The organism is Buchnera aphidicola (Aphis gossypii), from assembly GCF_013394915.1.
In the GTDB taxonomy this organism is placed as follows: domain Bacteria; phylum Pseudomonadota; class Gammaproteobacteria; order Enterobacterales; family Enterobacteriaceae; genus Buchnera; species Buchnera aphidicola_AZ.
Window position 1 is genome coordinate 281,446 of the sequence record NZ_CP056771.1, and the last position, 14,582, is coordinate 296,027.

General features: G+C 26.8%; 14 protein-coding genes. 6 read left to right on the forward strand and 8 right to left on the reverse strand.

Annotated features, from left to right (window positions below):
* Positions 1 to 18: 18 nt before the first annotated feature.
* The 6 genes from ftsI to HU701_RS01365 form a co-directional block, all read right to left on the reverse strand.
* The gene (ftsI, locus tag HU701_RS01340) at positions 19 to 1,728 is read right to left on the reverse strand and encodes a peptidoglycan glycosyltransferase FtsI (RefSeq protein WP_178919114.1); all 1,710 of its coding nucleotides are present in this window, start codon (positions 1,726 to 1,728) and stop codon (positions 19 to 21) included.
* Positions 1,729 to 1,861: 133 nt separating this feature from the next.
* Positions 1,862 to 1,987 carry a cell division protein FtsL gene (locus tag HU701_RS03105; RefSeq protein WP_256868553.1) on the reverse strand — a complete coding sequence of 42 codons (126 nt, stop codon included), beginning with the start codon at positions 1,985 to 1,987 and terminating at the stop codon, positions 1,862 to 1,864.
* A 73-nt stretch (positions 1,988 to 2,060) separates the two neighbouring features.
* Positions 2,061 to 3,005: a 16S rRNA (cytosine(1402)-N(4))-methyltransferase RsmH gene (gene rsmH / locus HU701_RS01350; RefSeq protein WP_158346236.1), complete on the reverse strand. Its 945-nt coding sequence runs from the start codon at positions 3,003 to 3,005 to the stop codon at positions 2,061 to 2,063.
* Positions 3,006 to 3,111: 106 nt separating this feature from the next.
* Complete coding sequence (ilvN, locus tag HU701_RS01355; RefSeq protein ID WP_158346867.1) at positions 3,112 to 3,585, reverse strand: acetolactate synthase small subunit; 474 nt, start codon at positions 3,583 to 3,585, stop codon at positions 3,112 to 3,114.
* An 8-nt stretch (positions 3,586 to 3,593) separates the two neighbouring features.
* The gene (locus tag HU701_RS01360; protein ID WP_178919116.1) at positions 3,594 to 5,309 is read right to left on the reverse strand and encodes an acetolactate synthase 3 large subunit; all 1,716 of its coding nucleotides are present in this window, start codon (positions 5,307 to 5,309) and stop codon (positions 3,594 to 3,596) included.
* A gap of 218 nt (positions 5,310 to 5,527) precedes the next feature.
* The gene (locus tag HU701_RS01365; RefSeq protein WP_158346238.1) at positions 5,528 to 6,562 is read right to left on the reverse strand and encodes an FAD:protein FMN transferase; all 1,035 of its coding nucleotides are present in this window, start codon (positions 6,560 to 6,562) and stop codon (positions 5,528 to 5,530) included.
* A 262-nt stretch (positions 6,563 to 6,824) separates the two neighbouring features.
* Here HU701_RS01365 and degP point away from each other — a divergent pair, with 262 nt between their 5' ends.
* Positions 6,825 to 8,258: a serine endoprotease DegP gene (gene degP, locus HU701_RS01370; RefSeq protein ID WP_158346240.1), complete on the forward strand. Its 1,434-nt coding sequence runs from the start codon at positions 6,825 to 6,827 to the stop codon at positions 8,256 to 8,258.
* A 48-nt stretch (positions 8,259 to 8,306) separates the two neighbouring features.
* On the opposite strand, the gene dapD is transcribed toward degP, so the two are convergent.
* Together dapD and map are read right to left on the reverse strand one after the other, a co-directional pair.
* Entirely contained in the window at positions 8,307 to 9,131 is an 825-nt protein-coding gene (gene dapD / locus HU701_RS01375; protein ID WP_158346242.1) for a 2,3,4,5-tetrahydropyridine-2,6-dicarboxylate N-succinyltransferase, read from the reverse strand.
* Positions 9,132 to 9,198: 67 nt separating this feature from the next.
* Positions 9,199 to 9,981, reverse strand: a complete 783-nt coding sequence (gene map, locus HU701_RS01380) for a type I methionyl aminopeptidase (RefSeq protein ID WP_158346243.1) — start codon at positions 9,979 to 9,981, stop codon at positions 9,199 to 9,201.
* A 274-nt stretch (positions 9,982 to 10,255) separates the two neighbouring features.
* Between map and rpsB the strand changes: the two genes are divergently transcribed.
* The 5 genes from rpsB to ispC all read left to right on the forward strand — a co-directional run bounded on the left by rpsB (position 10,256) and on the right by ispC (position 14,556).
* Positions 10,256 to 10,987 carry a 30S ribosomal protein S2 gene (rpsB, locus tag HU701_RS01385; protein ID WP_158346245.1) on the forward strand — a complete coding sequence of 244 codons (732 nt, stop codon included), beginning with the start codon at positions 10,256 to 10,258 and terminating at the stop codon, positions 10,985 to 10,987.
* Positions 10,988 to 11,027: 40 nt separating this feature from the next.
* Entirely contained in the window at positions 11,028 to 11,840 is an 813-nt protein-coding gene (tsf, locus tag HU701_RS01390; protein ID WP_178919118.1) for a translation elongation factor Ts, read from the forward strand.
* A gap of 69 nt (positions 11,841 to 11,909) precedes the next feature.
* Positions 11,910 to 12,635, forward strand: a complete 726-nt coding sequence (gene pyrH / locus HU701_RS01395) for a UMP kinase (RefSeq protein ID WP_158346249.1) — start codon at positions 11,910 to 11,912, stop codon at positions 12,633 to 12,635.
* Between the two features lie 103 nt (positions 12,636 to 12,738).
* A complete protein-coding gene (gene frr, locus HU701_RS01400) occupies positions 12,739 to 13,296 on the forward strand; it encodes a ribosome recycling factor (protein WP_158346251.1) in 558 nt (185 codons plus the stop codon).
* A 63-nt stretch (positions 13,297 to 13,359) separates the two neighbouring features.
* On the forward strand, positions 13,360 to 14,556 hold the full coding sequence (ispC, locus tag HU701_RS01405; protein ID WP_178919120.1) for a 1-deoxy-D-xylulose-5-phosphate reductoisomerase: 1,197 nt from the start codon (positions 13,360 to 13,362) through the stop codon (positions 14,554 to 14,556).
* Positions 14,557 to 14,582: the final 26 nt, after the last annotated feature.

Consider the following 14,582-nt stretch of genomic DNA (forward strand, 5'->3'; position numbering starts at 1 on the left):
TATATTTAAATTTATTTTTTATAAGTTATCCGGTGTAATATTCATTCTCTTTAACACTGATATTATGATTTTATTGAAAACTGGAGTAGCAACTGCACTTCCGTAGTACTTGTTTCCTTTAGGATTATTAATGACGATAATTAGAGCGAATTTCGGATTGTGAGTTGGAGCAACACCAGCAGTATATGCTATGTACTTTTTAATATAATGTCCATCAATTCCAACTTTTTTTGCTGTACCGGTTTTCACAGAAACACGATACTTTTTTATATCTTTTTGATTAATATTTTCATCTATTTCTATAGTTTTTTCTATCATGTTAAGCACTTCTTTTACATATTTTTCAGGGAAAACTCTTTTTTCATATAATGGATGATTAATTTTAATAATAGATAACGGTTTATAAACTCCATAACTTCCTATCGTTGCATATAATCCAGCTAATTGCAGTGGTGTTACCATCAATCCGTATCCAAAAGAAAATGTTGCTTTGTCTAAATTTGATAAGGTTTTCTTTTTAGGTAAAAATCCTTGGCTTTCCCCAATTAATCCTAAATTTGTTTTTTGACCTAATCCGAATTTTAAATATGCATTAATTAAATTTTTACTCTCCATAGAAAGTGCAATTTTTGATACACCAACATTACTGGAATTTTTTAGTATTCCAGTGATATCTAATTTTTCATGATATGAAACATCCTTAATTTGATGTTTTTGAACAAAAAAAGGTTTAGTATTTATTACTGAACTTCTTTTAATAATACCCTCTTTCAACCCCTCTATAATAACTATAGGTTTAATTGTGGATCCTGGCTCAAAAACATCTGAAATTGCTCGATTTCTAAAATTTTCTGAAACTGTATATTGTTTTTCATTTGGATTGTATGCAGGACTAGTTGCCATTGATAATACTTCTCCGGTTTTGATATCAACTAATACAGCAATTCCAAAATCTGCATTATTTTTATTTACACCTTCACATAACTTTTGATAAGTAATAGTTTGTAGTTCTTTATCAATACTTAATATTAAATTTTTAGAATTAAATTTTTGAATTAAAGACTCATTTTCAATGACATGGCCTTGATTATCTTTTCTTATCTTTCTTTTTCCCGGTTTTCCTGTTAAGTAATTATCAAAACTTTTTTCAACACCTTCTATTCCTTCATCATCTATATTATTAAACCCAATGAGTTGTGCAGCAATTTTTCCGGAAGGGTAATAACGTTTCCCTTCTTCTTGTAAATATATTCCAGGTAATTTTAGTTCTTTAATATATTCACCAACTTCAGGAGTAATTTGACGTGCTAAGTAAATAAATTTTAAATTTTTATTAAAGTTTGCATGAAAAACGATTTTTTTTAGCGGAATAGAAAGAATCTCAGACAATGCTTGCCATCTTGCATTGTTTTCAATATCTATATCTTTTTGAATCATACTGGGGTCTATAAAAACTGCATTTACCGGAACAGTCACAGCTAATGGATACCCAAATCGATCATTAATAATGCCTCTAGTATTTGTTACAGGTTGTATTCTTAAAGTTCTACGATCTCCTTCATATGAAAGTTTTTTTGAATCAATTACTTGAATAAACATTGTACGCAATGTTAAGATAATCAAAAATGAAAAAACAACAATACATAGCGCTATAAAACGCCAATTTATGTAATTTTTTTTTCTTGTGTTTTTTGGTTTAAATAATTTTATATTTTTTTTAATTTCCATTTTATGATTATTTTATTTCCAAAATCTTTAAAAATTTAGTGTAGTATATATTTTATTAGAATAGTTTTTAGTTTAAAATAATGAAACATTCTCTAATTGATTAGAGGTGGAGATAGAGTATTTTTTTCAATAATCAAATTTCTCCATTCATCATTTTTTTTTTTTGTTCTATACGTAATTGTTCTTGTTCAGCAATCAGCATTCTAGTTTTATAAACTACTATTACGATAGAATTAGCAGATAATATTATTGCAAACAAAAGAATTAAGTGTATTTTTCCATATAAAAGGAAATCATTTTTGATAATTATCGGTAAATCGTAGTGTTTTTTTTTATTCATGTTTTTTTAATTCTGCTGTACGTAATATAGAACTACGGGATTTAGGATTTTTTTGAATTTCTTCACAAGTTGGTAATATTCGATGTATAATTTTTAATTTGCAAATTTTTAGTTTATCTATTTCTTTTTCTGTTATAGGCATACCATATGGAACTGATGCTTTTGAACTATGTTTAATCATAAATTTTTTAATGATTCTATCTTCTAATGAATGAAAACTAATAACTGTAATACGTCCACCTGGTTTTAATATTTTTAATGAATCTTCTAACGCGTTTTTAATTTCTTCTAACTCTTGATTAATATAAATTCTAATTGCTTGAAAAGTGCGTCTAGCTGGATGTTTAAAAATATTTTTTTTTGGTATCGCTTTGTTAATGATGTTTACTAACTCTAAAGTTTCTGTGATTTTTTTCTTTCTGTTGTAGTCTTTAATTGCATATGCAATTTTTTTTGCAAATCGTTCTTCTCCGAAATTCTTTAAAACAAAAATAATTTTTTCAGTATTTGCTTGAAAAATCCAATCTGACGCTGTAATACCACAAGTCTGATTCATTCGCATATCTAGAGGGCCATTTCTTTTAAATGAAAACCCTCTTTTATAATCTTCTATTTGCAATGAAGATATTCCTAAATCAAATAATATTCCATCTACTTTTTTAATGATTTTTTCAGATCTAGCATAATTTAAAATTTTTGAAAAATTATTATGTGTTATATAAAAACGTTTATCTTGAATTTTTTTGCCTATTAATACGGAATTAAAATCTTTATCAATAGCATATAATTTACCTTTTTCCCCTAATTTTTTTAAAATTTCTAAAGAATGCCCGCCCATTCCAAATGTACTATCAATGTAAATACCATTTTCTTCTATTTTTAACGATTCAATTAATTCTTTTTTCATTACAGGAATGTGTTTTATATTTTGATTCATATTGGAATTTTATAAGATATAGATAAAATAGAAACATGATCATTTTAAAATATCAATGACCATGCTTGATGAATAATAAAATTTTGATAAATATGCTTTATTTAAATTATCCTCGAGAAATTCCCACTATTCCTGAGCGAGTCATCTCAATAACTTCAGATATATTTCTAATAATTTTAAGAAAAGAATCTAATTTTTTTGTTGTCCCTGAAAGTTGTAGTACATATGTAGTCGATGTAACATCTACAATTTGTCCTCGAAAAACTTCGGTAATATGCTTAATGTCATTTTTACAATTATTTGTTTGTACTTTTATTAACATAATTTCACGTTCTATATGAGATATTTGTTCAATTTTAATAACTCTTAAAACGTCAATTAATTTGTGTAGTTGTTTTTCAATTTGTTCAATAGATTTTTCATTACCCACTGTTTGTATAGTCATTTTTGATAAAGAAGAATCTTCTGTAGGAGCTACTGTGACTGTTTCTATATTGTAACCTCTTTGTGCAAATAAACCTATAACACGTGATAATGCACCTGATTCATTTTCTAAGAGAATAGATAAAATTCTTCGCATATTTTTTATTAGAAAACCTCTTTTTTCCTTAACCACATTTCATTCATACCCCCTCCTTGAACTTGCATAGGATAAACGTGCTCAGTATTGTCTATTTGGATATCTAAAAAAACTAAATTTCCTTCAGATAATTTTTTTAATGCCAATATTAATTTTTTTTCTAATTTTTCTATTTTATCTATACGTAACCCAATATGTCCATATGATTCTACTAATTTAACAAAATCTGGAAGCGAATCCATATATGAATGAGAGTGTCTCCCAGAATAGATCATATCTTGCCACTGTTTAACCATACCTAAAGAAGAGTTATTTAAATTTAGTATTAAAACAGCTAAATTGTATTGTTTTGCAGTTGATAATTCTTGAATATTCATTTGAATACTACCATCGCCCGTCACACAAATTACAGTGGATTTAGGTATTGCTAATTTTACACCTAGTGCTGCAGGTAATCCAAATCCCATAGTACCTAATCCACCAGAATTAATCCAACGTCTAGGTTTATTAAATTTATAATATAATGCTGTAAACATTTGATGCTGACCAACATCGGACGTAACAAAGCATTTTCCTTTAGTCAGTTTAAAAATAGTTTCAATAACATGTTGAGGTTTGATTTGCGTGTTTTTTATATCATATTTTAAGCTTTTTATTTGTTTCCATTCTTCGATAGTATTCCACCATTTTTCTAAAGAGTGAATTTTTTTTTCTTTTTCTATCAGCTTGATTAGTTCTTTTAAAACATATTTTGCATCACCTACTATTGGTATGTCTGCTGGAACAGTTTTAGAGATAGATGTAGGATCGATGTCAATATGTAAAATAGTAGCATGTGGACAGTATTTTTTTAGATTATTTGTCGTTCGATCATCAAATCTCACTCCTATTGCGAAAATAACATCCGAATGATGCATCGCCATGTTAGCTTCGTAGGTTCCATGCATTCCTAACATAGAAATACTTTGAGGATGATTCCCTGGAAAACCTCCTAATCCCATTAGAGATGTTGTAACAGGGCAATTAGTTTTTTCTGCAAATTTTATTAACTCATTACTACTATTAGAACTAATAACTCCACCACCTGCATAAATAACAGGTTTTTTTGCTTTCAATAATATGCTTAATGCCTTTTTAATTTGTTTTTGATGGCCCTTAGTAGTTGGTTGATAAGATCGTATATGCACATTTTTGGGCCATATAAATTCAGACTTACTTTTTTGTCTTAAAATATCTTTAGGTAAATCAATAACTACTGGACCAGGACGTCCTGTAGATGCTATCCAGAAAGCTTTTTTAAAAACATTAGGTATATCTTCAGTTTTTTTAACTAAAAAACTATGTTTTACTATAGGTCGAGAAATTCCAATCATATCGCATTCTTGAAACGCATCATATCCAATTAAAGATGATGCTACTTGTCCTGAGATTACGACCATTGGAATTGAATCCATATAAGCTGTAGCAATTCCAGTAATTGCATTAGTGGCACCTGGCCCAGAAGTTACTAATACTACACCTGTTTTTCCAGTAGATCTAGCATATCCATCAGCCATATGAGTAGCTGCTTGTTCATGTCTTACTAAAATATGTTCAATTCCACCAATAGTTTTTAGAGCATCATAAATATCTAGTACCGCACCACCAGGATAACCAAATATATGTTGTATTCCCTGATTAATTAATGATCTAATAACCATTTCGGCTCCTGATAATATTTCCATTTTTTCCTCCAGGATGCTATTTTATTAGGTTTATTCCTAGTTTTATTTGTAGTTTATCCTGATAGTTTATCTAGATAAAGTAAGAATAATAAAATTTAAAAAAATTAATTGATATTAGTTATTGTTTTTATTATTACAAATATATTAAATATTATCAATAAATTGAAAATAAATTAAAACAATTATATGTTTTATCAAAATTATCATCTTTAAAATACTTATTTTAAAAATAAAAATTTTTTAAATTTAGGTGAAATCCATGTGACAAAAATATCTTTCTTTTTAGTTATTAAACAAACAGCTAAATTTTCATTGATAGATAATTTTTTAGCTTTTTTAAAACCTAACAAGAGTAACCCAGTATCCCAACTATCTGCTTCTAATGCATGAGAAGATATAACGCTTACAGATACTAAATTATTTTTTACAGGGATACCACTTTCAGGATCAATAATATGCGAAATATTTTTTCCATGAATAGTATAGTAATTCAGATAAGTTCCAGCTGTACTAATAGATTTGTTTTTTAGATGAATAAGTAATTGAATTAGTTGTTTTTTATCAGTAGGTTTTTGAATTGCAATAATTTTTGATTTTTTTTTATTATTCATCTCGACTAAAACTGTACCTCCTATTGAAATTATATAATTTTTAATTCCTTTTTTTTTTAGTACACATGATAAATGATCTGCAGCAAATCCTTCACCTAATGTAGAAAGATTTATTTTTATATCTATATTTTTTTTTAAATATATACCATGTAAATTGTTAATAATTTTTAAATGTTCAATACCTGAAAGACTTATATTTTTTTTTATTATACTCATCGAAGGATAATTATGAGGTTTTTTTTCAGTACCAAATCCCCATATATTGATTAAACTACCAATAGTTATATCTAGTTTTCCAGTGGTTTTTTCGTGAATATTAAGCGCCGTTAAAATAATCTTTAAAAACTTTTTATCAATCTTTAATAATGTATTTTTTTTTAATTGATTAAATTTGTGAACCAAAGATTTTTTTTTCCATGGAGATAAGATTTCTTCATCTGAATCTAAATTTTTTTGTATTAATTTTTTTAGATTTTTTATATTTTTTATTTGTATATTGGGAATTTTTACTCGCCAGTATGTTCCCATTGTTTTTCCTTTTAACTCTATTTGTTTTTTTATTTTTTCACTTTTACTTTGATATGTTGTATAAAAACAAATGAAGAATAATAAAAAGATATTAATTATTCTATTAAATATCATAAATGAGAAACCATTTCTTTAAATGAGAAGAATATTTTTTATGAAAATTTTTTATAAATATTTGTTTATATTAACAGGCAATAAGGATTTATAAAATTACAATTTTCAATTATTTTTTCTAGTGCTTTTCTCATTTTCTAAGGATCAATGGAGTTAATAAGTCATGAAGTGTATACTAAGATTTAATTTTAATTAAAAATTTTGGGTTTTTACTCGTTTTTTATCTATTTAAGATTAAATTGTAATTTATGAGAAAGAAATAATGAAAAGAATAAATATAGTATTATACCGGACAGTATTTATTTTAAATCTATTGCTTATCTTAGGAATGTCTTGGGGAAATAAAAATTTTAACTCTAATAATATTTCTTCTACCCCCGCTATTCCTAGTTTAGCTCCTATGTTAGAAAAAGTTATGCCTTCAGTAATTAGTATCAATATTGAAGGAAGTACTATAATTCATACTTCTCGTTTACCTCATCAATTTCAACCATTTTTTGATGATAATTCTCCTTTTTGCCAAAAGAATTCACCTTTCCATAACTCTCCCTTTTGCCATTCCAATTCAAATTCTAATAACAGTGCTAACGAAAAATTTCGTGCATTAGGATCGGGTGTTATTATTGACGCTGAAAAAGGATATGCTGTAACTAATAATCACGTTGTAGAAAATGCTAATACAATACAAGCTCAACTAAGTGATGGACGTCGTTATGAAGCCTATGTAATTGGAAAAGATGCACGATCTGATATTGCTTTAATACAATTAAAAAATGCAAAAAATTTAAGTGCAATAAAAATTGCAGATTCTGATAACCTAAGAGTAGGTGATTATACTGTAGCTATTGGCAATCCTTATGGTCTCGGTGAAACGGTTACATCTGGTATTATTTCTGCTTTAGGAAGAAGTGGATTAAATATTGAGCATTACGAGAATTTTATTCAAACTGATGCAGCTATTAATAGAGGTAATTCCGGCGGAGCTTTAGTTAACTTAAATGGTGAGTTAATAGGGATTAATACTGCAATATTAGCACCAGATGGAGGTAATATAGGTATTGGTTTTGCCATTCCTGGTAATATGGTTAAAAATCTTACAGCTCAAATGGCTCAATTTGGACAAGTGAGACGTGGTGAGTTAGGTATAATAGGAATGGAATTAACTTCTGATTTAGCAAAGATAATGAAAATTAATACTCACAAAGGCGCATTTGTCAGTCAGGTATTGCCTGACTCTTCTGCGTTTCAAGCAGGTATTAAAGCTGGGGATATTATCGTGTCTTTAAATAAAAAACCTATTTCTAGTTTTGCGGCATTGCGTGCTGAAATTGGTTCTTTACCAGTAACTACGAAAATGACGCTAGGGATATTTAGGGATAGTCAAATTAAATATATATTTGTTGAATTGAAACCATCTGTTAAACATAACATGAATTTCGGAGATATTTATACAGGCATTGAAGGTGCTAATTTATCTAATTATCTGGACAAACAAAAAGGTGTAAAAGTAGAAAACGTTAAGATAAACAGTCCAGCTGCAAAGATTGGTTTTAAGCAAGATGATATTATTATAGAAGTTAATCAAAATTTAATAAATAATCTAGATGACTTAAAACGAGCTTTAGATAGCAACTCAAATGTATTAGTTTTTAGAGTTAAAAGAGGTATTAATAACATTTATTTAGTCAGTGAATAATTTGTTATATAATTTCCGCCTGGATTTAAAAATCCGGGCGGTCCTCTTTTATTTTAAATTTCGTAATAATTGATTAATTTCTACTTTACTTATTGTTTTATGGTCAACTTTTTTGACAATAATCGCCGCATATAAATTATATTCTCTATTTTTTGATGGAATGCTTCCTGAAACTACAACAGAGTTAGCAGGAATTCTTCCATAGGAGATTTCCCCTGTTTCTCTATTATAAATTTTTGTACTTTTTCCAATGAAAACTCCCATAGATATTACAGCACCTTGCTCTACAATTACCCCTTCAACAATTTCAGAACGAGCACCTATAAAACAATTATCTTCGATAATAGTAGGGTTGTTTTGCAAAGGCTCTAATACGCCTCCTATACCTACTCCACCAGACAAATGTACATTTTTTCCAATTTGTGCACATGAACCTACCGTTGCCCATGTATCTATCATAGTTCCTTCATCTATATATGCACCTATGTTAACATATGATGGCATAATTATACTGTTATGATTGATAAATGCGCCATATCTAACAGTGGCTGGGGGCACTATACGAACTTTTTCTTCTTTAAATTTTTTTTCAGTATATTTATTGTATTTGAGAGGAATTTTATCGTAATAATTAGTATTTTCAGATAAAAAAATATTATTTTTCGTAAAATATATATACAATAATATTGCTTTTTTTAACCATTGATGAGTAATCCATGTCTGATCTTTTTTTTCTGAAATACGTATTTTCCCTTTATTCAATAAGTTAATAATATGATTTATTGCTTCATAAGTTTCTGTTTTAATGTTTTTGAAATTTATTTCATTTTTATATTCATAAGCATTTTCAATTATTTTTTGAAATTTTTTCATTCTAAATTAACCTAATTTATTGTGTTTTATATAATTTATGTTCATATATTGTAAATTTTTTATTTTATTAATTTTTTAAACTAGGAAGTATTTTTTCTTTTTTTTGCCATGTCAAGATATCACATCCGTAATTTGTCACTAATATAGTATGTTCATATTGAGCAGATAATGAATGATCTTTTGTTTTTACAGTCCAACCATCTTTCATGCATTTTACTTCTGATTTTCCTGTATTTACCATGGGTTCAATAGTAAAAATCATCCCATTTTTTAGAATTGTTTTATTGTTATTTTTATAATGTAATATGTGTGGTTCTTCGTGAAATTTAGAGCCAATACCGTGTCCACAATATTCTTTTACCACTGAAAAACCATGACTGTCGACATAATTTTCAATTATTTCTCCAATTTTAAATATTGGTATTCCTGCTTTTATTATTTTTAAAGATGCATAGAGACTTTCTTGTGTTATTTTACATAAATATTTAGATAAAATGCTTGGTTTTCCTACAAAAAACATTTTTGAAGTATCTGCATAATAATTATTTTTAATAACAGTAATATCAATATTAACTATATCTCCTATTTTTAAAATTTCATTTTTACTCGGAATACCATGACATACAACATCATTAACAGAAATACAAACAGATTTCGGGAATCCATGATAACCTAAACATGCTGGAATAGCGCCATTTTGTTTAATAAAATTATGACAAATATTGTTTAATTCTTCTGTACTAACATCTGGTTGCACATATTTTTCAATCATTTCTAATACTTTTGCAGCTAATTTTCCAGATATTCTCATTTTTTCTATTTCTGATTCTTTTTTTACCATACAATTCATAATTTTTGACCATAATTTAGATATATTAAATTAATTTATTTCAATTATAGTTTATCAAATTTGATTATAAAATTTTTTTATTTCATTAATTTAAGAAAATAAAATACATTTACAATTATTACTGATTTTAAATATTGAAGTGTGATATATTTATTCAATTTATTAAATATGTTTAATATAGTATAAAAATATTTTTTTTTTACTTGAAAAGTTGTAAAATTATTGTTTTTATTAAATGTTTATTTTTAAAATCTTTTCTTTTAAAGGAGTTTGTATGGAAATAGTTTCAATGAAAGATATGTTACAAGCAGGAGTACATTTTGGACATCAAACTAGATATTGGAACCCAAAAATGAAACCATTTATCTTTGGTTCTAAAAACAAAGTACATATCATTAATTTAGAAAAAACCCTTCCAATGTTGAATTTTGCTTTGTTAGAGTTGAAAAAAATATCTTTTAAAAAGGGAAAAATATTATTTGTTGGAACAAAAAGAGCGGCTAGTAAAAAAATTAAAGAAACAGCAATAAATTGCAATCAATTTTATGTTAATCATCGTTGGTTAGGAGGGATGCTTACTAATTGGAAAACAGTGCGTCAATCTATTAAGCGTTTAAAAGATTTAGAAATAGAATCCAAAGATGGAACTTTTCTAAAGCTTACAAAAAAAGAGGCATTAATACGAGCACGGGAGTTATCTAAATTAGAGAATAGTTTAGGTGGTATAAAAAATATGGGAGGTCTTCCAGATTGTTTATTCGTGATTGATGCTGCTCATGAGCACATTGCTATTCAAGAAGCAAATAACTTAGGCATTCCAGTTTTTTCAGTCGTAGATACTAACTCTAATCCTGACGGTGTCGATTATATAATACCTGGAAATGATGACGCAATTAGATCTGTAGCACTATATTTAAAAGCCGTCTCAATAAGTATTTGTAAAACAGATACTCAAATTTCATTAAAAAATGAATCAATAAATTCCAAAGAAAATATAAATACTTAATATATATATTGATATTTTAAAAATTAAAGAGATTATTTTTATGACTGAAATCACTGCTGAATTAATTAAAAAGTTAAGATTGCGTACAGGTGTTGGTTTTATGGAATGTAAGCGAGCGCTAGTAGAAGAGAATGGAGATATTGAATTATCAATTGACAACTTAAGAAAATCAGGAAAAATACAAGTTTTAAAAAAGTTAAAAAACGTTGCAAATCAAGGTTTAATATTATCAAATTTTAAAAATAATTTTGGTGCTATACTCGAGTTAAATTGTCAAACTGATTTTGTAGCTAAAGATAATTTATTTATTTCATTAGGAAATGAAATAATCTCAACAGCATTATCTAAAAGAATAAAAAAAATTTGTGATATTAACAATTATTTTGAAGAAAAAATAACTGAATTAATTATTAAATTTGGTGAAAATATTAAAATTAATCGATTTAAAACGATAAAGGGTGAGAGTATATATTCTTATGTACATGCAGGTCGTATTGGCGTCTTAGTGAATGCGAATAATTTAAATAAAGACATATTAAAAAATATCACAATGCATATCGCTGCAAGTAAACCTGAATATATTAATCCTAATGAAGTGCCAAAATCTATTTTTGAAAGAGAGTATAATATTCAACTACAATTAGTCAAAAGTTATAAAAAATCTACTCATATATTGCAAAAAATAGTAGATGGTCGCATGAATAAATTTGTAAATAATATTTCATTAATTGGTCAAAGCTTTATAATGGAACCAAATAAAACAGTAGGTCAAGTACTAAAAGAAAACAATGGAAGTATTATATCTTTTATTAGATTTGAAATTGGAGAAGACATTAATAAAAATATTAACTAATAATAATATGATTTTTTTCAATAAAATTGTTTATTTTTTGCAAATGTAAAATATATTTGGATCAAAAAAATGTCTACCAATACAAAATTTATATATCCCCGTATTTTATTAAAAATAAGTGGAGAAGTATTACAAGGAGTGAATAAATTTGGTATTGACGTAAATGCTTTAAAAAAAATAGCCAAAGAAATTAAATTAGTATTAAATATTGGTGTACAAGTAGGCTTAGTTATTGGAAGTGGAAATTTATTTCGTGGAGCAACTTTATCTAAAATTGGCATAAATAGAATAGCATCTGATCATATTGGTATATTGTCAACAATAATTAATAGTTTAGCAATGCATGATATCATGCATTATTATTCTATTCGTTCTTACGTGATGTCAGCTATATCAATAAATGGTATATGTGAAGCCTATACTTATAAACGAGCAGTTAAACTTTTATGCGATAATTACGTGGTAATTTTTGCTGCTGGAATAGGAAATCCTCTATTTACAACTGATTCTGCGGCGTGTTTACGAGGGATTGAAACACAATCAAATATTATTTTAAAAGGAACGAAAGTTGATGGAGTTTATTCCAAAGATCCAAAAAAGTATTCTAATGCGATTTTTTATAAAAAGTTAACATACAGAGATGTTTTAAAAAGAGAGTTAAAAGTTATGGATTTATGTGCTTTTTCTTTAGCAAGAGATCATAATTTACCAATTCGAGTTTTTAATATTAATAAACCTAACTCTTTATATCGTATTGTTACAGGATGTGATGAGGGCACTATTATTACCGCATAAATATATGAATATTTTTACATCTATTATAGATTTTCATTATTTAAATATAAAATATCTTATTAAGAATAATTTAATAATAAAAACATAATCTATAGGTAAACATGTGATTAACCAGTTATGTATTAAAACGAATCAAAAAATGGAAGTATGCATTAAAAACTTTCAAATTCAAGTAAATAATATTAGAACTGGAAGAGCTTCACCAGAATTACTTAATAGTATATATATTGAGTATTTTGGTTCTAAAGTTTCATTACGTCAAATATCTAACATAGTTGTAGAGGATTATCATACTCTTAAAATTAATATATTTGATAGCGCAAATACATCTTTAGTGAATAAAGCTATTTTAAATTCAAATCTTGATTTGAATCCAGTTATACATGGAAAAGATATTATTGTTCCAATACCAGGTTTGACAGAAGAAAGAAGGAGAAGTCTTATCAAAATCGTTCGAATTAATGCAGAAAAAAATCGTATTCATATACGAAATATTCGAAGAGATGCTAACGAACAGATTAAAGTTTATTTAAAAAACAAAATTATTGGAGAAGATCAAGAACATAGTTCGCAAAATCAAATCCAAAAAATGACAGATGCGTATATTAAAAAAATTGAAAATATTTTAATTTTAAAAGAAAAAGAACTTATGGAATTTTAATTTAAAAATTAATATTTATATTTTAAATTATAAATAAAAAGTTTTTTTACAGTAAAAATTTTTATGAAAAAAATAACAATTTTAGGTTCAACTGGTTCTATTGGAACAAATACAGTAGCTATTATTAAAAATCATCCTGATCTATTTAAAATTATTGCATTAGTTGCCAATAAAAATGTTTCTGTGATGTTGCAACAATGCGAATATTTTTCTCCCGATTGGGTCGCAATGAAAGATAAAAAATCTGCAGATATACTTAGGATAAAGTTAAAAAAGAAAAAAATCAAAACACAGGTTCTATCTGGAAGTAAAGAAATTTGCACATTAGCTTCTTTAGAAGAAAATGATTGCGTGGTATCTGCTATTGTAGGAATGGAAGGTTTATTACCAACCTTATCGGCTATATATGCTGGAAAAACAATTTTATTGGCCAATAAAGAATCACTAGTCACCTGTGGTGATATATTTATGCGTGCTTTGTCCTCCCATCAAGCTAAAATTATTCCTATTGATAGCGAACATAATGCTATTTTTCAAATTTTACCTCACTTTTTACAAAATAATCTAGGAAAAGAAAATTTAAAAGAAAATGGAATAAAATCTATTATTTTAACTGGTTCAGGTGGTCCGTTATATCATTTAAAAAGAAAAGATTTGCCTTTTGTTAGACCAGAACAAACATGTAACCACCCAAATTGGTCTATGGGAAAAAAAATTTCAGTAGATTCATCAACTATGATGAATAAAGGTTTAGAATATGCTGAAGCAAGGTGGTTATTTAACGCATCAGAGAATGAAATTGATATTTTAGTTCATCCTCAGTCAGTAATTCATTCTATGGTAGAACATACTGATGGATCAGTATTAGCTCAACTTTCATTACCAGATATGAAAGTTGCTATTTCATATGCAATGGCTTTTCCTAAACGTATTTTATCTGGAGCTAATTTTTTAAATTTAAAAAAATTCAAGTGTTTAAATTTTTTTGAACCAGACTTTACACAATTTCCATGTTTAAAACTAGCAATCGATGCTTTTTCTTCTGGTCAATCAGCTATGACTGTTTTAAATGCTGCAAACGAGGTTTCTGTATCTGCTTTTTTAAATTCAAGAATTCGATTTAATAAAATTTCCGAAATTAATAGTGATGTTTTAATTTCTTCTTCTTTTCCAGAACCGACTTCTGTTGAAGAAATTTTAGAAATTGATAAAAAAACAAGAATAAAAACAGAAAAAAAAATATTATCCTTAGTATATTAAAATATATAAAATAAATAATATTTTTC

What these genes read in the sequence shown, in the direction of transcription:
- HU701_RS01365 (WP_158346238.1), bottom strand. Translation starts at nt 6,562, where the DNA reads ATGATATTTAATAGAATAATTAATATCTTTTTATTATTCTTCATTTGT.
- tsf (WP_178919118.1), top strand. Translation starts at nt 11,028, where the DNA reads ATGACTGAAATCACTGCTGAATTAATTAAAAAGTTAAGATTGCGTACA.
- ftsI (WP_178919114.1), bottom strand. Translation starts at nt 1,728, where the DNA reads ATGGAAATTAAAAAAAATATAAAATTATTTAAACCAAAAAACACAAGA.
- ilvN (WP_158346867.1), bottom strand. Translation starts at nt 3,585, where the DNA reads ATGCGAAGAATTTTATCTATTCTCTTAGAAAATGAATCAGGTGCATTA.
- rpsB (WP_158346245.1), top strand. Translation starts at nt 10,256, where the DNA reads ATGGAAATAGTTTCAATGAAAGATATGTTACAAGCAGGAGTACATTTT.
- ispC (WP_178919120.1), top strand. Translation starts at nt 13,360, where the DNA reads ATGAAAAAAATAACAATTTTAGGTTCAACTGGTTCTATTGGAACAAAT.
- rsmH (WP_158346236.1), bottom strand. Translation starts at nt 3,005, where the DNA reads ATGAATCAAAATATAAAACACATTCCTGTAATGAAAAAAGAATTAATT.
- map (WP_158346243.1), bottom strand. Translation starts at nt 9,981, where the DNA reads ATGAATTGTATGGTAAAAAAAGAATCAGAAATAGAAAAAATGAGAATA.
- dapD (WP_158346242.1), bottom strand. Translation starts at nt 9,131, where the DNA reads ATGAAAAAATTTCAAAAAATAATTGAAAATGCTTATGAATATAAAAAT.
- degP (WP_158346240.1), top strand. Translation starts at nt 6,825, where the DNA reads ATGAAAAGAATAAATATAGTATTATACCGGACAGTATTTATTTTAAAT.
- HU701_RS01360 (WP_178919116.1), bottom strand. Translation starts at nt 5,309, where the DNA reads ATGGAAATATTATCAGGAGCCGAAATGGTTATTAGATCATTAATTAAT.
- pyrH (WP_158346249.1), top strand. Translation starts at nt 11,910, where the DNA reads ATGTCTACCAATACAAAATTTATATATCCCCGTATTTTATTAAAAATA.